This is a genomic window from Microtetraspora niveoalba (genome assembly GCF_001570405.1).
GTDB lineage: Bacteria > Actinomycetota > Actinomycetes > Streptosporangiales > Streptosporangiaceae > Microtetraspora > Microtetraspora niveoalba.
This window is the reverse complement of record NZ_BBYM01000003.1, coordinates 259,829-278,509: the sequence shown is the minus strand read 5'-3', so window position 1 is coordinate 278,509 and position 18,681 is coordinate 259,829. Positions and strand designations below refer to the sequence as shown.

The window sequence follows — 18,681 nt, the reverse complement described above, 5'->3', positions numbered from 1 at the left end:
TCTACGCGGAATGTCCTGGATGGACGCTACGCCGGGGGCGATCTTCGCGTCAATAAGGCGGCGACCCCGTTCGCCCTCCCGCCGACACGGCCGCCGGAAGGCGGCGTCAGACCGAATCTTGACAACGTTGTCACCATCTCTGAAATGCGGGATGATCCGGGATGTGTCAGAGACGAGACGCGGTCGCCCGACCATGAACGATGTCGCCGCCGCCGCGGGGGTGGCGCTCAAGACCGTGTCGAGGGTCGTCAACAACGAGCCCGGCGTGAACGCCTCCACCGCGGAGCGGGTCCACGCCGCCATCGAGAGCCTCGGCTACCGGCGCAACGACGGTGCCAGGACGCTGCGCCGCGGCCGCACCGCGAGCATCGGCCTGGTGATCGAGGACGTCGCCGACCCGTTCTACTCCGGCCTGAGCAGGGCGGTCGAGGACATCGCGCTCGCCGAGGGCTGCCTGGTCTTCACCGGTTCGTCCGGGGAGGACCCGGCACGCGAGCGCGAGCTGGTGCTCGCCTTCTGCGCCCGGCGCGTGGACGGGCTGATCATCGTGCCCGCGGGCACCGACCACGACTACCTCACCCCCGAGGTCGAGGCCGGCATCGCGGCGGTGTTCGCCGACCGGCCGCCCGGCGCGGGTCCGGACGCGGACACGGTCGTCTGCGACAACGCGGGCGGCGCCCGCACCGGCACCGAGCACCTGCTCGCCCACGGGCACCGTCGTATCGCGTTCCTCGCGGACGCGCCGTCGATCTTCACGGCGGCCGAGCGGCTGCGCGGCTACCGGGAGGCCCTCGCCGCGGCCGGCCTGCCGTACGACGAGGGGCTGGTCGCGATGGGCCGGCCCGACCAGGCGCGGGTGCTGGCCGACCTGCGGCGCCTGCTCCGGCTCGCCGACCCTCCGACCGCGCTGTTCACCGGCAACGGCCAGATCACGGTCGCCACCCTGCGCGCCCTCGCCGGGACCGCGGGGCCCGTGCCCACCCGCCAGGCGCCGCCGTCGGCCGGGCCGGTCGCCATCGTCGGCTTCGACGACTTCGAGCCGGCCGACCTGCTCGGCATCACGGTGATCGAGCAGGACCCGGTCGGCATGGGCCGGGCGGCGGCGGAGCTGCTCTTCCGCCGCCTGTCCGGCGAGAGCGGCCCGCCGCAGCGGCTGGAGCTGCCCACCCGTCTCGTCGTACGCGGATCGGGCGAGCGGCGGCCCCTTCCCTGAGCTCGGCCCCCCGGTCCGCCCCGGCCGGGGAGTCGGCTCCTCAGTGCCAACCGGCCGGGCCGGGATCTCAGCCCTTCAGCGCGCCCGCCATCAGACCGCGCATGAAGAACCGGCCCAGGAGCACGTACACGACCATGGTGGGGATCGACGCCAGGATCGCGGCGGCCATCTGCTGGCTGTACGGCACGGTCTGGGCTCCCGCGATGTTGTTCAGCATGACCGTGGTCGGCCACGAGCTGGGCGCGGTGAGGAACACGGCGAACAGGAAGTCGTTCCACATCGACGTGAACTGCCAGATGATCACGACGGCGAACGCCGGGCCGGAGACCGGCAGGATGATCGACCAGAACGTCCGGAGCATCCCCGCGCCGTCCACCCTGGACGCCTCGACCAGCTCGTCCGGGATCGTCACGTAGTAATTCCGGAAGATCAGCGTGCAGATCGGGATGCCGTAGACGACGTGGGCCAGCGTCAGGCCGGGGATGCCGCCGTAGAGGTCGACGCCGAGCGTCTCGCCGAGGTTCACCATGAGCTGGACCAGCGGGATCATCACGCCCTGGTACGGGATGAACATCCCGAACAGGAACAGCGTGAACACCACGTCCGCGCCGGGGAACCGCCACTTCGACAACACGTACCCGTTCATGGAGCCGAGCACGGCGGAGATCAGCGACCCCGGCACGGCGAGCAGGACACTGTTGACGATGCCCGGTTCGAGCTTCTCCCAGGCCACGCTCCACGCCTCGGTCGTCCAGACCTTCGGCAGGTTCCACGCCTGGCCCGGGTCGGCCTCGGACAGCGGCTTGAAGCTGGTCACGAGCAGCACGTAGACGGGGATCAGGAACACCACGACGAAGATCAGCAGCAGTGCCGGCCGAACCCATCGGGCGACCGCCGCCCCCCGGGTCCGCTCCACCGGGGCCGTCCGCCGTACGGTCTCCTGCGCGACGCTCATGACCGCTTCCCCTTGCGCGCGTTCCACACCAGATACGGGATGACGAAGACGGCGACGGAGAGCACGATGTACGCCGCGATCGTGGCTCCCTTGGCCGGGTCGTGCGAGTCGAAGACGGCCGTCCACATGAAGATGGCCGGCACGTCGGTGATGATCTGCTTGCCGGACACCGCCACGATCAGGTCGAAGACCTTGAGCGAGATGTGCCCGAGGATGATCAGGGCCGAAAGGGTCACCGGGCGCAGCATCGGCAGCACGATGTACCGGTAGACCTGCCACTCGCCGCACCCGTCCACCCGGGCGGACTCGCGCAGTTCTTCGGGCACCCCGCGGAAGCCCGCCAGGAACAAGGCCATGACATATCCGGACATCTGCCAGATCGCGGGGATCGCCATCGCGGCCATCCCCCAGTCGGGATCCCGGAACCACTGCCACTGCAGGAAGTCCAGCCCCAGATAGTGGAGCAGGCTGTTCAACCCGACCGCGCGCTCCCCCGTGCCGCTGTTCATCAGCCACCGCCAGACCACGCCGGTGGCGATGAACGAGACGGCCATGGGGAACAGGTAGACCGCCCGGAACCCGCCCTCCCCGCGGATCCCCTTCTCCATCAGGAAGGCCAGGAACCAGCCGAGGACGAGCGCCCCGCCGACGAAGACGACCGTGAAGACGATCGCGTGCCGGACCGAGATGCCCCAGCGCTCCTGTTCCCAGATGCCGATGAAGTTCTCCAGCCTGACGAAGCTCCCCTGGGAGATCTCGTCGTGCTGGTCGCTCATCGCGACCTTGAAGTTCCACCCGAGCAGGCCGTACACGAAGACCGCGATGGCGACGATCGACGGCGACACCAGGAGCAGACCGGGCAGCCACCTGCGCACCCGTCTCAATTGCACCTCTCAACGTCGAGGACGTGCCCGCGCCGGGCTCGGGCACGTCCGGATGTGCTCAGCGAGGGGACGAGACCGCGGACGCGCGCCGGGTCCGGTGGTCCGCCCCGGCGCGCGCCGTACGAAGGTCAGGTCACTGCCCGCTGTTCTTGGCGGCGTCGGTCAGCGCCTGCTGGAACTTGGCGACGTCCTTGTCCTGCTGGAAGAGGCCGACGGCGTCGTTGATCGCGGTGCGCCAGGCGTCGTTCGCGACGACGCCGTGCTGGATGGAGCCGGCCAGCTTGTCGCTCGCCCACTGCTCCAGGTCCCAGGCGAGATAGTCCTGGTAGAGGGACTTGTCGGCGTCCTTGCGCGCCGGGATGGACCCCTTCTTGGGGTTGAAGGCGTCCTGGCCCTCCTTGCTGGCGGCGACCTTCAGCCACGCCAGCGCGCCGTCGCGGTTGGGAGCGCCCTTGGGCAGGGTGAAGCTGTCCGACAGCCACATGAAGGTGCCGTCGGTGCCGGGAGACGCCGCCCAGTCGAAGTCGGTCTTGGACGTCTTGCCCAGACCGCCGGGGGCCGGGTTGTGGAAGTAGCCGTAGGCCCAGTCGCCCATGATGTTGAACGCGGCCTCGCCGTCGGCGACCTGCTTGGCCGCCGGCTGCCAGTCCTCCTGCGGCGTCCCCGCGTACGACAGGATCGCCTTGAAGTTCTCCAGGGCCTTCGTCACGTTCGCGCCGGACCAGTCCGCGTTCGCCGTCCACAACTGGTTGTACGCGTCGGTGCCGAGCGAGCCAAGCAGGACGCTCTCCAGCAGGTGGACGGCGGTCCACTGCGAGCCGATGGAGAGCGGGATCTTGCCGGTCTTCTTCACCTTGTCGAGATCGGCGACGAACTCCTCGATCGTCGTGGGGGCCGCGGAGATGCCCGCTTCCTTGAGGACCGACGGGTTGAACCAGAGGACGTTGGACCGGTGGATGTTCACCGGCACCGAGTAGACCTGGCCCTGGACCGAGATCTGGTCGATCAGCTCCTGAGGCAGGACGTCCTTCAACTTGAGCTCGTCGTAGAGGGAGTTCAACGGCTCGAGCTTGCCCGCCTTGATGTATCCCTGCAGCTCGGCGCCGGCGTGCCCCTGGAAGGTGTCCGGGGGCTGGTTGGCCTGGAGCTTGCTGGCCAGCAGCGCGCGGGCCTGGTCTCCGGAACCGCCCGCGACGGCCGCGTCATAGAACGTGAAGCCGGGATTGCCCTTCTCGAAGATCTCCCGCATGGCCTTCAGCCCGTCGGCCTCGCCGGGGCCGGTCCACCACGAGAAGACCTCGACCTTCTTCTGCCCGGACTGTCCGCCGCCCGCCGCCTTGTCGTCGTTTCCGCCGCAGGCCGTGAGGGTGAGCAGCCCGGCCACCGAGACCGCCACGGCCGCCAACCACCGTCGCCTCATCGCACATCCCTTCGGGGTGTGGTCGTAGAAATCCTTACCCCCGAGAGCTGACAACGTTGTCAGCAGAACCTTTATCAACCCATCTCGCACCGCCGGGCGTCAAGGGATGCGCGGCTACGCGCGGATAACGTCTCCGCATACCAGCGTTCCGGAGGGATTCGCCTGTCTCCCGGGTCGTGTTCCTGGCGACCCGGCGCCGATGGGAAATGTCAGTGACCCTCGTCACACTGCTGCCATGACTGTCACGTCGCGGGGGGCGGGCGCAGGGGCGAGCCCGGAGACAGGCCCCACAGCAGGACCGAAATCATCCTCCGACCCCGGGCCGGACGGGCCGGCGGACACGGAGCCGGGCGGGACGGCGTCCGGCGTGGGCCATGCTCCGACCGGCGAGGGTTCGGGCGGGACGGCGCCGGACGAGAGAGCGCCGGGCTCCGAGACAGGGTCGGCCGGGCCGGACGGAGCGGACGCAGCTGACGGACTGGACGGAGCGGACGAGCTGCCGGACTTCTCCGATCTCACCACCCACAGGTGGCACGCCCACGACGACACGATGCGGAACATCGGCTTCCTCACCATCGCGCGCAGGCTGCCCGCGCTGGTCGTCCAGGCCACGCGCATGGCCTGGGAGGCGAGCCGCCGCGACACGGTCGCCACCATCGGGCTCAACCTCCTCGCCGGCGTCTTCACCGCGTTCGGGCTGCTGGCCACCACCGGCGTGCTCCAGGCCCTCCTCGCCGCCGGGCCGACGCCCGAGCGGGTGCGCGCGGCGCTGCCCGCGCTGCTGGCCGTCGCCGCCGCGGCGACCGTGCGCACCAGCCTCCAGGCGGGCGCCAACTGGGCGCAGAGCCGGCTCGAACCGCAGGTCAGCCGCATCGCCGAGAAGCGGCTCTACGGCGTGACCAGTGATGTCGCGCTGGTCCGTTTCGACGACTCCGACTTCCACGACAGCCTGCAGCGGGCACGCGCCCGCGGCGTCGACTCCGCCGACGCCGTGGTCGGGTCGGCGATCGACGTGCTTACCGCGGCGATCGGCCTCGGCGCGGCCGCCGGCGTCCTCGGCGTCCTCCATCCGGTGCTGCTGCCGCTGCTCGTCGTCGCCGTCCTGCCCGACGCCTGGTCGGCGGTGCGCTCCGCGCGGATGCGCTACACCACCATGTTGTCGCTCGTGCCCACGTACCGCCGCAAATGGATCGTCAGCGAGCTGCTCGCCGAGCGGCCCACCGCGGCGGAGGTCCGCTCCTTCACCATGCGGGGCTTCCTGCTCCGGGTCTACGACCGGGTGGCCCGCACCGAGCAGGCGGTCCTCATCGCGCTGGCCCGGCGGCAGACGTTCGCCCGGCTCCTCGGCGAGGCGCTGGGCGGCCTCGGCACCGCCCTGGTCTACGTCGCGCTCGGGCTGCTCCTCGCGTTCGGCGCGGTGCCGCTCGCCGTGGCCGGCACCGCCGTCCTGGCGATCCGCTCGGGCCAGTCCTCACTGGCCAGCCTGCTGTACGCGGTGAACCGGCTGTACGAGAACGGGCTCTACTTCACCGACTTCGTCGACTTCTGCGACGCGGCGCGGAGCGAGCGGACGCAGGAGCGGCGGGACGCGCCGCCCGAGACGTTCGAGCGGATCACCGTGGACGACGTCACGTTCAGCTATCCCGGGGCGGAGACGCCCGCCCTGCGCGGCGTGTCGATCCGGCTCGAACGGGGCGAGGTGGTCGCGCTCGTCGGCGAGAACGGCTCGGGCAAGACCACTCTCTCCCGGATCCTGGCCGGCCTGTACGCCCCGGACGGCGGCCGGGTCCTGTGGGACTCGACCGACCTGAGCGGGGTCGACCCGCACCTGCTGCGCGACAGGATCGCGGTGATCGCGCAGGACCACAGCCACTGGCCGTTGAACGCGCGGCACAACATCACGATGGGCGCCGAGAAGGGAGAGGAGGCGCTGCGCCGCGCGGCCGAGGTCGCCGGGGCCGACGAGGTCATCGCCGAGCTGCCGCACGGCTATCACACGCTGCTCGACAAGCGGTTCAAGGACGGCCACGAGCTGTCGGGCGGGCAGTGGCAGCGCATCGCCGTCGCGCGCGGTTTCTACCGGGACGCGCCCCTGCTGATCTGCGACGAGCCCACGGCGGCGCTCGACGCGCGGGCCGAGCACGCGCTCTTCGAGCGGGTCAGGCGGCACGCCGACGGCCGCACCGTGCTGCTCATCACCCACCGGCTGGCCAGCGTCCGCTACGCCGACCGGATCTACGTCCTCGACCACGGGAAGGTCGCCGAGCAGGGCACGCACGACGAGCTCATGGCGATCTCCGGCATCTACGCCGAGCTGTACACCCTCCAGGCCGAGGCGTACCACGCGGCGACCTAACCCCGCAGGTAGGTCACGACGGCGAGGACCCGGCGGTGGTCCTCCTCGGCCGGGGGCAGGTCGAGCTTGGTGAGGATGTTGCCGATGTGCTTGCCCACGGCGGCCTCGGACACCACCAGGGTCCTGGCGATGGCGGCGTTGGACCGGCCCTCGGCCATCAGCGCCAGGACCTCCCGCTCGCGCGGGGAGAGCCGTTGCAGCGGGTCGCGACGGCGGCGCAGCAACTGCCTGACCACCTCGGGGTCCACGACCGTCCCGCCGGCGGCGACGCTGTGCAGCGCGTCGACGAACTCCTCCACGTCGCCCACCCGGTCCTTGAGCAGGTAGCCCACCCCGGTGCCGTCGCCGGAGTCCAGCAGCTCGCTCGCGTAGGTCTGCTCGACGTACTGGCTCAGCACGAGGACCGGCAGCCGCGGGTCCGCCGAACGGAGCGCCACGGCGGCCCGCAGGCCCTCGTCCGTGAACCCGGGCGGCATCCGCACGTCGGTGACCACGATGTCCGGGGCGTGCGCGCGCACCGCCTCGACGAGCCCTCCGGCGTCGCCCACCGCGGCCACCACACGGTGACCGAAGCGGTTGAGCAACCCGGCCAGGCCCTCGCGGAGCAGCACGCCGTCCTCGGCGAGGACTATCGAGAGGGGACGATCGACGCGCAAGGGATCTCCACTCGTAGCAGGGTCGGCCCGCCGGGCGGGCTGGAGAGCATCAGTCTGCCGTTCACCACCGAGACGCGGTCGGCCAGCCCGGCGAGGCCGGTGCCCTCCGACGCGTCCGCGCCGCCCACGCCGTCGTCGCGGATCTCCACGACCAGCCGTCCGCCGTCCAGCCGCCCGATGACGGAGGCCCTGCGGGCGCCGCTGTGCTTGGCCACGTTCGTGAGCGCCTCGGAGATCACGAAGTAGGCGGCGGACTCCACCACCTCGGGCAGGCGTCCGGGAAGCACCACGGAGACCTCCACGGGCACCGGGGAGCGGTCGGCCACGTCGGCGGCGGCCGCGGGCAGTCCCCGGTCGGTGAGGATCTGCGGATGGATCCCCCTGATCAGGTCGCGGACCTCCGCCAGCGCGAGCTTCGCCTGTTCGTGCGCTCTCGCGACCAGGTCGGCCGCCTCCGCGCCCTCCGACAGCTTGGCCAGGCCGAGCGTCATGGTGAGCGCGACCAGCCGCTGCTGGGCGCCGTCGTGCAGGTCCCGCTCGATCCGCCGCCGTTCGACCTCGAACGCCTCCACCAGCCGTGTCCTGGACCGGGTGAGCTCCTCCAGCCGCCGCCCCGTGTCGGTCTCCCGGGACACGAGGAGCAGCCTGGCCAGCGCCCCGTGGGCCGTGGCGAGCAGCGTCAGCGGGTAAAGGGCCAGGGCGAGCCAGATCACGCCGACCGCCAGTGCCGCGAAGGCCTCCAGCTCCGTGTCGACCGTCCAGAACTTCAGCACCCTCACCTCACCCATCTGGGCGCGCAGGACCGGCGTCAGGATCATCGACGCCGGCCCACCGAGGCCGAGCACCACCGCCAGCAACTCGATCGGCCAGAGCACGGTGACCAGCAGGACCACGTAGGCCAGCTCCCGCCAGGTCGCCTGCTCCTGGACGCGCAGGGCCACCCATCCGCGCAGCCCCGGCCGGTCCGGCCGCCGGTGCGGGGTGCCGGCCGGCTCCGGGTCGATGATCCGCAACCGGCGGCGCTCCAGCGCGGCCACCGGTATCCCGCTGAACCCCAGTGCGAGCAGCAGCGGGATGCCCACCACCAGCAGCGCCAGGATCGTGCTCACGAAGAGCGCGAAGAGGAACGCCACCAGGACGACCTCGCCGAGGAGCACGCCGGTGACCAGATAGGCCAGCGAGCGCCACGGCCAGGGGGTCCGCAACAGGTCCCACCGGGTGAGGGCGCGCCAGGCCGCCGATGCCTGCATCCCATGACGGTACGGCCGGCGCCCGCGCGCGTCCCAGCGGGCTGGATCCACCCCTCGGGTATGGCCAGGCATACCCGGAAGACTAGGTTCCGGCGTCCTGCGGGCGGCGCCCCCGCGACGATCTCATGGAGGTCATGAAGACGGCGTCGGTTCCGGACCTGCGGGCATTCATGTCGGTCGCGCTGCGCAAGCAGGGGGTGGTGGGGGCGATCGCCCCCAGCTCCCCCGCGCTGGCGAGGGCGCTCACCGCGGTGGTGCCGACCACCGGCACGCCGGTGGTGGTCGAGCTCGGTCCGGGGACCGGCTCGATCAGCGAGGCCATCCGGCGGCGGCTCGCCCCCGGTTCGCGGCACCTCGCCGTCGAGATCGAGCCGCACCTGGCCGAGCACCTACGCCGCACCAAACCCTGGATGGAGACCATCCGGGGCGACGCCGCCGACCTCGGCGCGCTCCTGACCCGCGCCGGTGTGGAGCGGGTGGACGCGCTGGTCAGCACGCTGCCGTGGTCGCTGTTCCCCGGCGAGCGCCAGGAGCGGATCATCGGCGAGATCGGCCGGGCGCTCGCTCCGGCCGGGGCGTTCACGACCGTGACGTACCTGCACGCCGTGCCGCTCGCCGGTGCGAGGGCGCTGCGGCGGCGGCTGCGGTCCGCCTTCGACGAGGTGCTGACGACCGGGCCGGTCTGGCGGAACCTGCCGCCGGGGATGACGTACGTCTGCCGGAGGCCGGTCGCCCGTGTCTGATCTGCTCGGTCAGCTCTCCCCGCCGCTGCTGCTGGCCGCCGCCTGGGTGCTGCTCGTGGCCGAGGCCGGGCTGCTGATCGGCGTCGCCCTGCCCGGGACGAGCGTGCTCGTCGCGCTCGGCTACTTCGCCCATCTCGGCGTGGTGCCCTTGGGCGGGGCGGTCGGGGTGGCCGCCTCCGCGGCGGTGACCGGGGCCCAGATCTCCTACCTGTGGGGACGGCGGCGCGAGGGCGCCCCGACGTTCCACCGGTTCGCTCCCGGGCGCTGGGACCGGCCCCGGGAGCTGCTCGGCAGGCACGGCCGCTGGGCGGTGGTCGCCGGCCAGTGGTTCGGCAGCGCGCGCACGCTCACCCCCAGGCTCGCGGCCTGGGCCGGCATGCCGTACCCGACCTTCGTCAGCGCGAGCCTGCCCACGGCCTGCGCCTGGGCGGCGACGCTGGTCATCCTCAGCGACCGCGTCGCGCCCGAGCTCGTCCGGCGGTTCACCACCCACCTCGCGGTCGCGGGCCCGGCGGCGGTCGCGGTCGCCCTCCTCTTCCTCTGGGCGACCCGGATCCGGGCACGCCGTCTACGGCGGCGACGCCGAGGCCCGGACGGGCCCCTCGGTTAGCCGTCGGCGTGCTGGAGGTCGCGGCGCTCCTCGGGGGCGGCGTGCTTCTCCTGGCAGTCGTAGAGGCCGTCGGGGATGGCCAGCACGTCCCTGTAGTACTGGATCTTGCCCTGGATGACCTCCTGCTTCTGCCGCAGTTCGGCGATCTGGCTCTCGACGGCGCGGTCGTGCGCCGCGAGCAGGGCGATCCGGTCGCGGATCGTGTGCTCGCCCTCGCGGGTGAGCTCGGCGAAGCGCAGCATCTCGGCGATCGACATGCCGGTGTCGCGCAGGCAGCGGACCATGCCGAGCCAGTGGAGGTCGTCCTCGCTGAAGCGGCGCTGCCCCGCGGCGTTGCGTTCGATCGGTTCCAGCAGCCCGATGCGCTCGTAATAGCGGAGCGTGTCCAGACTGAATCCGGTCTCCTCCGCGGCCTGTCCGGGTGTGTAGGCGGTCACGCCCCCGATCGTGGCACCTGGAGCGGGCTCCAGGTCAAGCCGACCGGACCGCGCCCTCCTCCGCCCGGCCGGGAGTCCCGCGCGCGGCGGGACCACGGCGCCGGCGCCCGGCCTCTCATCGGCCGCCGGATCCGGAGGCCCGGCGACACCACGCTCGCCTCTGCCGAGGGATTGTCCGCGGACACCGTACGCGCGGCGGCCGAGGGCAGCCTGCGCCGGCTCGGCGTCGACCGGATCGACGTCTACTGGGCGCACATCGAGGACCGCTCCGTCCCGCTGGAGGAGACCGTGGACGCCCTCGGCGGGCTGGTCGCCTCGGGGAAGGTCGGCGCGCTGGGGGCGAGCAACCACCCCGCCTGGCGGGTCGAACGGGCCCGGCGGCTCGCCGCCGAACTCGGGCGGGCGCCGTACACGCATCTGCAGTTGCGGCACTCCTACCTGCGCCCGCGCCCGGGCGTGCGGCTGCCGGAAGGCGGCCACGTCCAGGTCACCGAGGAGACACTGGACTACACGCGTTCGGAGCCGGACCTGACGCTCTGGGTCTACTCGTCGCTGCTCTCCGGCGCGTACTCGGCCAAGCCGCTGCCGGAGCACTACGACCATCCCGGGACGGCCCGGCGGCTCGCGGCACTGGACGGCGTGGCCCGCGAGCTGGGCGCGACCCGCAACCAGGTCGTCCTGGCGTGGTTGCGGGCCCAGGGCACCCTTCCGATCGTGGGCGCCGGCTCGGTGGCCCAGCTCGACGAGTCGCTGGCCGAGGTGGAGCTGGACCCCGTGCTGCTCGCCCGGCTGGACGAGCCCGCCTGACCGCCCCCGGGCCGGGACGGGCGGGGCGTGGCCGGCGGCGCCGGGTCAGTCGCCGTCCGTCCCGGCGTCGCCCGCGGGCTCGCGCTCGCCGGGCGTCCCGGGCCCGGGCTCCACGGGAGGCTCGGAGATGTACTCGGAGAGGTAGCGCCGGACCAGCCGCTTGCACTCGGCGATGAGGTCGGGGTCGCCCTCCGGATGGGCGCGGAAGGCGAGCTTGAGCACGGCGTCGGCCGCCTCCACCGCGACGATGAACGCGCGGCCGAGGCCCTCGTTCCTGGGCGCGCCCAGCAGTTCGACGATGAGCGAGCGAAGCCGATCGGCCACGATGACGTTGTTGTCCAGGGCGTGGTCGAGCATGCGCCGACTCTCGGGCAGCGCGGGGCCGCCGGGCGTGGTCAGTATCTCGCCGAAGTCGACGACCCCGAAGCCGGGCATCGTCCGCTTCATCTCGACGAACTCGTCGATGACCAGGTCGACGGCGTCGGTCCAGTCCCGCAGGTCGGCCCCGGCCACCCGGGCGGCCATCCGGTCCAGGAACGCGTCGAGGTTGCGCAGGGCGAGCGCCCGGACCAGCCCCTGTTTGTCGGGGAAGAACTGGTAGAAGGTCCCGATGGGCACCTCGGCCCGGCGGGCGACCTCCTTGGTCGTGAGCTGCTCGTAGCCGACCTCGTCGAGCAGCAGGGCGCACTCGTCCAGCATCCGCTCGACCCGTTCGAGGCTGCGGCGCTGGGAGGGGCGGCGGCGCAGCGTTCCACCCGCGGCGTTCGTCATTCGCCCATTCTCTACCGGATGGCCGGGCTCCGCGTTAACATGAGCGTCACTCATATCCGAAAGGGTGACACATGTTCCTCTGGGGTACGGCTACCGCCTCCTACCAGATCGAGGGCGCGGTCTCCGAGGACGGACGCGGCGTCTCGATCTGGGACACGTTCTCCCACGAGCCCGGCCGGGTCCGGGACGGGCACACCGGCGACGTGGCCTGCGATCACTACCATCGCTGGCCGGAGGACGTCGCGCTGATGGCCGACGCGGGTCTCAACGCGTACCGCTTCTCGGTCGCGTGGCCGCGGATCCAGCCCGCCGGGAGGGGCGCGGTCAACCAGGCCGGACTCGACTTCTACGACCGGCTGGTGGACGGCCTGTGCGAGAAGGGCATCACTCCCGCGCTGACGCTGTTCCACTGGGACCTCCCCCAGGCACTGGAGGACGAGGGCGGCTGGCTCAATCGCGACACACCCCGATATTTCGCTGATTACGCGGCCATCGTGGCCGAGCGGCTGTCCGACCGGGTCCCGATGTGGATCACCCTCAACGAGCCGTTCGTGCACATGACCTTCGGGTACGCCCTGGGCACCCACGCGCCGGGCCGGACGCTGTTCCTCGACGCCCTCCCCGTCGCGCACCACCAGCTCCTCGGGCACGGCCTCGCCACGACGGCGCTGCGCGCGAACGGCGCGCGCCAGGTGCTCATCACGAACAACTGCACGCCGGTCTGGCCGGCCTCGGACTCCCCCGAGGATCTCGCCGCCGCCGCGGCGTACGACGCCCTGCACAACCGGCTGTTCAACGACCCGCTCTTCGTCGCCGAGTATCCCGATCTCTCGGCTTTCGGGGTGGAGAAGCTGGACTTCATCCAGGACGGGGACCTGGAGACCATCGCGCAGCCCCTCGACGGGCTGGGGATCAACTACTACAACCCCACCAGGATCGCCGCGCCGACCACGGACGAGCTGCCGTTCGACGACGCCGGCGTCACCGGCTATCCGACCACCGCGTTCGGCTGGCCGGTCGTCCCCGACGGCCTGCGCGAGCTGCTCGTCACCCTCAAGACCCGGTACGGCACGGCCCTCCCGCCCGTCTACATCACCGAGAACGGCTGCTCGTACGAGGGGATCGACGACCAGGAGCGGATCGAGTACCTCGACGGCCACATCAAGGCGGTCGGGCAGGCCCAGGCCGAGGGTGTGGACGTGCGCGGCTACTTCGTCTGGTCGCTGCTGGACAACTTCGAGTGGGCCGAGGGCTACCACCAGCGGTTCGGCCTGGTCCACGTCGACTTCGAGACCCAGCGGCGCACCCCGAAGGCGAGCTACCACTGGCTGAAGCGGCTGATCTCGGAGTGAGCGGGGAATGACCGGCGCGGGCGCGGGACGCCGTCACCCCGCGCTCCGCCCGCGGCGTCGCCGAGGCGGAGGGATCAGAGCACGGAGATGTGGACGTGGTCGTAGTGGTTCGCGGTGATGCCCCCGCGGTCGGACATCATCCGCCAACCCGCGCCCGTGCGCATGTCGTAGAAGCGCTGCTGCCAGATGATGTACATGATCCCGTACTTGTCGGCGTTCTCGATGCACCACTGGGCCAGGGCGTCGCCGCGCGCCTTCGCCACCGGGTCGGGCATCCGGCCGTTGCTCATCATGAAGTCGCAGGCCCGGCCCTTGCCGTGCTCTCCGGGGTCGCCGACGCGCAGGCAGCCCACGCCGAACGGCATCGGGAAGGACTGCATCACCGCCCCGCGCAGGTCGATCAGGCGCTGGGTGAGGCCGGACGAGGAGCCGGGGGTCTGGAAGCCGAACTTGGCCAGCTTCGCCTCGACCTCGCGCTGCTTGGCCTTCAGGTCCTTGATGTGCTGCTCCAGTTTCGCGATCTTCGCGTCGGCGTCCTTCGCCGCCTTCCTCTGCTCCGCAATCAACGTCTTGATCGAGTTGACCCGCTGGGTCTTCTCGCTGGAGAGGTACGAGACGATCGAGTACGCGCCGAGGTCGCTCGACGGCACCAGCAGCTCGGAGCCGTCGAACCCGCCGCCCATGTACGCGGTCTGGGCGAACATCGTGAGCCGCCGCTCGGCGGCGGCCAGGGAGCGCTTGAGCCGCTTCAGGCGGGTGGAGGAGTTCTCGACGAGCTTCTGCGCGTCCTCCAGGCTGACGATCTCCCCGCGGTACGCCTTGGTGAGGTCGGCCGCCTCCTGGGTGAGTTTCTTGATCTTCTCCTGCTCGTCCGGCGCCGCCTGTGCGCCGGGGGCGGTGAGCGCGCCGAGGAGCGCGGTGAACACCACCGCCAGGCCGACCCAGCGCCCCGGTTGCACGTGATCCTCCCCTGCAGACGGTCCGAAACTATAGGAGGTGATCACGAACGTTGCCACCCGAACGGGGGAACCCGTCCCGATTTCTAGGCATTTGCCGGACTTGACCGGATTTGGCGTGGCTTGCCAGGGTCACCCAGAACATGATTCGGTCCCAATGGCGGCCGGGTGCTTGTCCCGCGCCGCCGCGGCGCACAGACTGTCTACCAAACAAGCATTCGCTCAAATCAGGCGCGCCCGACCAGGAGGCGGACCAGCATGATTCAGCACGACAGACTCTTCATCGGGGGCGACTGGGTGGCCCCCGCGGGCACCGGGACCATCGACGTGGTGTCGCCGCACACCGAGGAAGTGGTCGGGCGGGTCCCCGACGGCACCGCCGCGGACATGGACCGCGCGGTGGCCGCGGCGCGCGAGGCGTTCGACAACGGGCCGTGGCCGCGCATGAGCATGGCCGAGCGCGCGGCGGTCGTCGCGCGGCTGGCCGAGATCTACGCCGCGCGCCAGAACGAGATCGCCGACGTGATCACGCTGGAGATGGGGGCGCCGATCACCTTCTCCCAGCTCGCCCAGGCCCCGCAGCCGCTCGGGATGCTCCAGTACTTCGCCGAGCTGGGCGCCTCCTACGCCGTCGAGGACGAGCGGCCCGGCATGTTCGGCCCCATCACGGTGCGCCGCGAGCCGGTCGGCGTCGTCGCCGCCGTCGTCCCCTGGAACGTGCCCCAGTTCGTCATCATGACCAAGCTCGCCCCCGCGCTCGTCGCGGGCTGCACGATCGTCGTCAAGCCCGCCCCCGAGACGCCGCTCGACTCCTACCTCCTCGCCGAGATGGTCAAGGAGGCCGGGATCCCGGACGGCGTCGTCAACATCGTGGCCGCCGGGCGCGAGGCGGGCGAGCACCTCGTCTCCCACCCCGGCGTCGACAAGGTCGCGTTCACCGGCTCGACCGCCGCCGGCCGCCGCATCGCCGGGATCTGCGGCGAGCAGCTCAAGCGGTGCAGCCTCGAACTGGGCGGCAAGTCCGCCGCCATCATCCTCGACGACTGCGACCTGCCGTCCGCGATGGGCTTCCTGTCGATCGCCTCGCTGATGAACAACGGCCAGGCGTGCGTCGCGCAGACCCGCATCCTCGCCTCCAGGAACCGGTACGACGAGGTCGTGCAGGCGGTGGCCGACATGGTGACGGGCCAGCAGGTCGGCGACCCGGCCGACCCCGCCACCGGCATCGGCCCGCTGGTGGCCAGGAGGCAGCAGGAGCGGGTCGAGGGATACATCAGGATCGGCCTGGACGAGGGCGCCAAGGCCGTCGTCGGCGGCCTGGAGCGGCCGTTCGACCGGGGGTGGTACGTCGCTCCGACGGTGTTCGCCGGCGCCACCAACGACATGCGGATCGCCCGCGAGGAGATCTTCGGCCCGGTCCTGGCGGTGATCCCGTACGACGACGAGGCGGACGCGGTCCGCATCGCCAACGACAGCGACTACGGCCTGTCCGGCTCGGTCTGGACGGCGGACACCGAGCACGGCATGGACGTCGCGCGCCGCGTCCGCACCGGCACCTACGGCGTCAACATGATGAACACGCTGGAGCCGTCCTCGCCGTTCGGCGGGTACAAGGCCAGCGGCCTCGGCAGGGAGCTCGGCCCCGAGGGGCTGTCGGCCTACCTGGAGTACAAGTCGATCGCCCGTCTCGGCTGACCGGCTTCACGGGACCGGGACGACGTCCCGGTCCCGTGCGGCGGCGCGACGCGCGGGTTTCCCCGCCGCCGCGGCGGCCGTACGGGACCGGGAGGCCCGCCCAGCGCGCCCCCGCGACGCTGGGCCACACCATGACTACCAATGGTGCGCACCGATCACCCCTAATCGGTGGATTGGATCACTCCCGTGGGGTTTGATCCGCACAACTGAGGTAGACGACCGTTATACGGGTTTGGTTCGCACGATCCACGAACCGATTTTCTGGACGAGGTCCGGAGTGGCCGCGGCCTCCGCGTGGCCGTACCCGGGGACGATCCACATCTCCTTGGGATCGCGCGCGTTGCCGAAGAGCTCGTGCGGGTGATCCAGCGGGAAGAACGGGTCCGCGTCGCCGTGGACGATCAGCAGCGGCGTCGGGGCGATCAGCCCGGCCGCCTCGTACGGCGGAAGCGGCACCGGGTTCCACTGACCGGACGCGATCCTGGTCCGCTTGATCCACCGCGCCGCGAGCCGTCCCTCGGGACGCTCGATCGCCCAGTGCACCTGACGCATCGGCTTGGTGCCCCGGTAGTACCACCAGGCGGGCCCGCTCACCGCGACGATCGCGTCCACGCCGCGGTGCAGCGCCGCGTGCCGTACGGCCACGGCGGCGCCCATGGAGAAGCCGAGGGTGACGACCCGCCGGTAGCCGATCGACCTGGCGTGCTTCACGGCCGCGTCGAGGTCGAGCACCTCCAGGTCGCCGACGGTCGACTCGCCGGTGGAGCGCCCGTGTCCGCGGAAGTCGAAGGAGAGCACCCCGCCGAACCTGGACAGGACGTGCGTGATGCGACGGGTGCAGCGGGTCCGCCAGGATCCGGTGAACCCGTGGGCGAGCACGATGCCGAGGTCGAGCGAGCCGTTGGGCGTGTGCGAAGCGTCGATCCGCACGCCGTCCGACGTGCGCAGCATCGCCGCGAAGGCCGGAGCGAAGGTCATATCAGCCAACTGTAACGGCGGCTCCCGACAACGTTTTCAGGAGGATGTCCCCCCGCCGAGCGCCTTGGAGCCCCCGGCTCAAGGGAGGTCACACCTGTTCCGGGACGACGTCCGCGCGGCGCAGCGAGGCCCGGCGGAACGGCTCGCGCACCGCGTCGCCGAACCGTACGCCCGCGATGCGGGCGAACAGGACGGCGGCGAGCACCGTGGCGACCACCGTCACCGAGCCGCCGAGCTGGAGCGCCAAACGGGGGCCGAAGTTGTCGCTCAGCCAGCCGAGCAGCGGCCCGCCCACCGCGCCGGACGCCGCGGACACCACGCCCAGCACCGCGATGACGCGGCCGCGCATGTGGTCGGGGCTGTCGAGCTGGGCGCGGGCCGCGACGGCGGTGTCGAGCACCACGGCGCTCGCGGCGACCGGCAGCATCAGGGCGGCGAACGACAGGAAGCCGGGAGCGAGACCGCTCAGGAGCTGGACCGCGCTCGCCAGCAGGGCGGCGCCGAGCAGCAGCCGTACGGTGAGCCGGGCCCGGCCGGCCGCGACCACGCCGCCGATCACGGTGCCGACCGCGAAGACCGTCGAGAGCACGCCGTACCCCGCGGATCCGGCGGCGAGCGGTCCGGCGCTCATCGCGGCCATGGTGACCTGGTAGTTGCGCCCGAGGCTGCCCAGGACGAGGGCGAGGCCGAGCAGCACGAGGAGCCAGGGGGTCCGCAGCACGTACCGGACGCCCTGGCCGACGCCGAGATCGGCGGTGGAGGAGGCGCGGGCCAGGACGTGCATCTCGTCGCGGCGCATCGCGACGACCGCTCCGATCACCGCGAGGAAGCTGGCCGCGTTGATGAGGAACAGCGTGCCGATGCCGGTGATCGGGAGCAGGATGCCGGCCGCGCTCATGCCGAGGATGCGCGCGCCGGAGCTGATCACGGAGCCGAGCGCCATCGCGTTGGGCAGGTCCTCGGGCGGCACGACCTCGGCGCCGAACCGGCCGAGGGCGGGGCCGCCGAGCGCGCTGACCACGCCGGAGACCAGCATCACGGCGTAGACGGGCAACATCGAGCGGGGCTCGCCCATCGCGATCAGCGCGAGGACCAGGGCGAGCGCGCCCTGGGCGATCTGCGCGGCGAGTACGACGGGACGGGAGGGGAGCCGGTCGGCCAGGGAGCCGCCCCACATGCCGAGCACGAGCGTCGGCAGTGCCTGGAGGACGAGGCTGACTCCCACGCTGGTGGCCGAGCCGGTGGCCGAGAGGATCAGCCAGTTGACGCCGAGCACCTGCATCCAGGTCCCGGTCACGGAGACCAGGTCCGCGGCCGCCCAGAGCCGGTAGTTGCGATGCCGGAGGGAACGCAGCGTCGCCGCGGGTAAAGCCACCGTTTTGTCCTTTTCCAGGGGGATTCAACGGCTGGACGAACGCGGCACACATTCCCCACGATTCCGTTTTGTCCGGAAATATGACGCTAATCACATCGCAAGGTGGTTTAGTGATCTTTGTCGGTTCGAACCCGCGCATCACCCTCCTGTGCACCGGATGAAACCATCGCCCGTGAAACTCTCAGCGATGAAACCACCGGCGACAGGCGTGGGGTGTGCCGGA

17 protein-coding genes are annotated in these 18,681 nt (G+C 71.4%); 7 read left to right on the top strand and 10 right to left on the bottom strand.

Translation table 11 applies throughout. The features are described 5' to 3' along the window. Positions 1 to 193 precede the first annotated feature (193 nt). Entirely contained in the window at positions 194 to 1,213 is a 1,020-nt protein-coding gene (locus tag AWQ70_RS02680; protein ID WP_084516446.1) for a LacI family DNA-binding transcriptional regulator, read from the top strand. Between the two features lie 67 nt (positions 1,214 to 1,280). Here AWQ70_RS02680 and AWQ70_RS02675 read toward each other — a convergent pair whose 3' ends face one another. The 3 genes from AWQ70_RS02675 to AWQ70_RS02665 all read right to left on the bottom strand — a co-directional run bounded on the left by AWQ70_RS02675 (position 1,281) and on the right by AWQ70_RS02665 (position 4,472). Then, a complete protein-coding gene (locus AWQ70_RS02675; protein ID WP_067169599.1) occupies positions 1,281 to 2,168 on the bottom strand; it encodes a carbohydrate ABC transporter permease in 888 nt (295 codons plus the stop codon). Beyond that, positions 2,165 to 3,043: a carbohydrate ABC transporter permease gene (locus tag AWQ70_RS02670; RefSeq protein ID WP_245646664.1), complete on the bottom strand. Its 879-nt coding sequence runs from the start codon at positions 3,041 to 3,043 to the stop codon at positions 2,165 to 2,167. Before AWQ70_RS02670 ends, AWQ70_RS02675 begins: the two co-directional genes overlap by 4 nt. A 142-nt stretch (positions 3,044 to 3,185) precedes the next feature. Further along, on the bottom strand, positions 3,186 to 4,472 hold the full coding sequence (locus AWQ70_RS02665; protein WP_067169593.1) for an ABC transporter substrate-binding protein: 1,287 nt from the start codon (positions 4,470 to 4,472) through the stop codon (positions 3,186 to 3,188). Positions 4,473 to 5,022: 550 nt separating this feature from the next. Here AWQ70_RS02665 and AWQ70_RS02660 point away from each other — a divergent pair. Beyond that, positions 5,023 to 6,828, top strand: coding sequence for an ABC transporter ATP-binding protein (locus tag AWQ70_RS02660; protein WP_157529858.1), 1,806 nt, complete (start codon positions 5,023 to 5,025; stop codon positions 6,826 to 6,828). Here the strand turns inward: AWQ70_RS02660 and AWQ70_RS02655 are convergent. Both AWQ70_RS02655 and AWQ70_RS02650 read right to left on the bottom strand, forming a co-directional pair. Then, positions 6,825 to 7,484: a response regulator transcription factor gene (locus AWQ70_RS02655; RefSeq protein WP_067169591.1), complete on the bottom strand. Its 660-nt coding sequence runs from the start codon at positions 7,482 to 7,484 to the stop codon at positions 6,825 to 6,827. The genes AWQ70_RS02660 and AWQ70_RS02655 overlap by 4 nt on opposite strands. Beyond that, on the bottom strand, positions 7,457 to 8,734 hold the full coding sequence (locus AWQ70_RS02650; RefSeq protein WP_067169588.1) for a sensor histidine kinase: 1,278 nt from the start codon (positions 8,732 to 8,734) through the stop codon (positions 7,457 to 7,459). The genes AWQ70_RS02655 and AWQ70_RS02650 overlap by 28 nt, the downstream gene beginning before the upstream one ends. 134 nt (positions 8,735 to 8,868) lie before the next feature. On the opposite strand from AWQ70_RS02650, the gene AWQ70_RS02645 reads away from it, so the two are divergent. Next, the gene (locus tag AWQ70_RS02645; RefSeq protein WP_067169754.1) at positions 8,869 to 9,477 is read left to right on the top strand and encodes a class I SAM-dependent methyltransferase; all 609 of its coding nucleotides are present in this window, start codon (positions 8,869 to 8,871) and stop codon (positions 9,475 to 9,477) included. Beyond that, the gene (locus AWQ70_RS02640; protein WP_067169586.1) at positions 9,470 to 10,087 is read left to right on the top strand and encodes a DedA family protein; all 618 of its coding nucleotides are present in this window, start codon (positions 9,470 to 9,472) and stop codon (positions 10,085 to 10,087) included. Before AWQ70_RS02645 ends, AWQ70_RS02640 begins: the two co-directional genes overlap by 8 nt. Here the strand turns inward: AWQ70_RS02640 and AWQ70_RS02635 are convergent. Continuing rightward, positions 10,084 to 10,524, bottom strand: a complete 441-nt coding sequence (locus AWQ70_RS02635; RefSeq protein ID WP_067169751.1) for a MerR family transcriptional regulator — start codon at positions 10,522 to 10,524, stop codon at positions 10,084 to 10,086. The genes AWQ70_RS02640 and AWQ70_RS02635 overlap by 4 nt on opposite strands. A gap of 171 nt (positions 10,525 to 10,695) precedes the next feature. On the opposite strand from AWQ70_RS02635, the gene AWQ70_RS02630 reads away from it, so the two are divergent. Beyond that, a complete protein-coding gene (locus AWQ70_RS02630; protein WP_245646662.1) occupies positions 10,696 to 11,331 on the top strand; it encodes an aldo/keto reductase in 636 nt (211 codons plus the stop codon). 45 nt (positions 11,332 to 11,376) lie between these two features. Here AWQ70_RS02630 and AWQ70_RS02625 read toward each other — a convergent pair whose 3' ends face one another. Beyond that, positions 11,377 to 12,102 (bottom strand): TetR/AcrR family transcriptional regulator, encoded by a 726-nt coding sequence (locus tag AWQ70_RS02625; RefSeq protein ID WP_084516444.1) that lies wholly within the window; start codon positions 12,100 to 12,102, stop codon positions 11,377 to 11,379. A 71-nt stretch (positions 12,103 to 12,173) separates the two neighbouring features. Between AWQ70_RS02625 and AWQ70_RS02620 the strand changes: the two genes are divergently transcribed. Further along, positions 12,174 to 13,454: a GH1 family beta-glucosidase gene (locus tag AWQ70_RS02620; RefSeq protein WP_067169583.1), complete on the top strand. Its 1,281-nt coding sequence runs from the start codon at positions 12,174 to 12,176 to the stop codon at positions 13,452 to 13,454. A 74-nt stretch (positions 13,455 to 13,528) separates the two neighbouring features. Here the strand turns inward: AWQ70_RS02620 and AWQ70_RS02615 are convergent, their stop codons facing one another. Beyond that, positions 13,529 to 14,413: a coiled-coil domain-containing protein gene (locus tag AWQ70_RS02615; protein ID WP_245646661.1), complete on the bottom strand. Its 885-nt coding sequence runs from the start codon at positions 14,411 to 14,413 to the stop codon at positions 13,529 to 13,531. A 255-nt stretch (positions 14,414 to 14,668) separates the two neighbouring features. Between AWQ70_RS02615 and AWQ70_RS02610 the strand changes: the two genes are divergently transcribed. Beyond that, positions 14,669 to 16,105, top strand: coding sequence for an aldehyde dehydrogenase (locus AWQ70_RS02610; protein WP_067169580.1), 1,437 nt, complete (start codon positions 14,669 to 14,671; stop codon positions 16,103 to 16,105). A 222-nt stretch (positions 16,106 to 16,327) separates the two neighbouring features. Here AWQ70_RS02610 and AWQ70_RS02605 read toward each other — a convergent pair whose 3' ends face one another. After that, positions 16,328 to 17,083, bottom strand: coding sequence for an alpha/beta hydrolase (locus AWQ70_RS02605; RefSeq protein WP_245646659.1), 756 nt, complete (start codon positions 17,081 to 17,083; stop codon positions 16,328 to 16,330). An 88-nt stretch (positions 17,084 to 17,171) separates the two neighbouring features. Then, positions 17,172 to 18,458: an MFS transporter gene (locus tag AWQ70_RS02600; protein ID WP_218004382.1), complete on the bottom strand. Its 1,287-nt coding sequence runs from the start codon at positions 18,456 to 18,458 to the stop codon at positions 17,172 to 17,174. Between the last annotated feature and the right edge of the window lie 223 nt (positions 18,459 to 18,681).

Excerpts from the sequence above, each read along its gene's own strand:
- AWQ70_RS02680 (WP_084516446.1), top strand. The coding sequence starts at position 194 with ATGAACGATGTCGCCGCCGCCGCGGGGGTGGCGCTCAAGACCGTGTCG.
- AWQ70_RS02675 (WP_067169599.1), bottom strand. The coding sequence starts at position 2,168 with ATGAGCGTCGCGCAGGAGACCGTACGGCGGACGGCCCCGGTGGAGCGG.
- AWQ70_RS02665 (WP_067169593.1), bottom strand. The coding sequence starts at position 4,472 with ATGAGGCGACGGTGGTTGGCGGCCGTGGCGGTCTCGGTGGCCGGGCTG.
- AWQ70_RS02660 (WP_157529858.1), top strand. The coding sequence starts at position 5,023 with ATGCGGAACATCGGCTTCCTCACCATCGCGCGCAGGCTGCCCGCGCTG.
- AWQ70_RS02650 (WP_067169588.1), bottom strand. The coding sequence starts at position 8,734 with ATGCAGGCATCGGCGGCCTGGCGCGCCCTCACCCGGTGGGACCTGTTG.
- AWQ70_RS02645 (WP_067169754.1), top strand. The coding sequence starts at position 8,869 with ATGAAGACGGCGTCGGTTCCGGACCTGCGGGCATTCATGTCGGTCGCG.
- AWQ70_RS02625 (WP_084516444.1), bottom strand. The coding sequence starts at position 12,102 with ATGACGAACGCCGCGGGTGGAACGCTGCGCCGCCGCCCCTCCCAGCGC.
- AWQ70_RS02620 (WP_067169583.1), top strand. The coding sequence starts at position 12,174 with ATGTTCCTCTGGGGTACGGCTACCGCCTCCTACCAGATCGAGGGCGCG.
- AWQ70_RS02610 (WP_067169580.1), top strand. The coding sequence starts at position 14,669 with ATGATTCAGCACGACAGACTCTTCATCGGGGGCGACTGGGTGGCCCCC.
- AWQ70_RS02605 (WP_245646659.1), bottom strand. The coding sequence starts at position 17,083 with ATGACCTTCGCTCCGGCCTTCGCGGCGATGCTGCGCACGTCGGACGGC.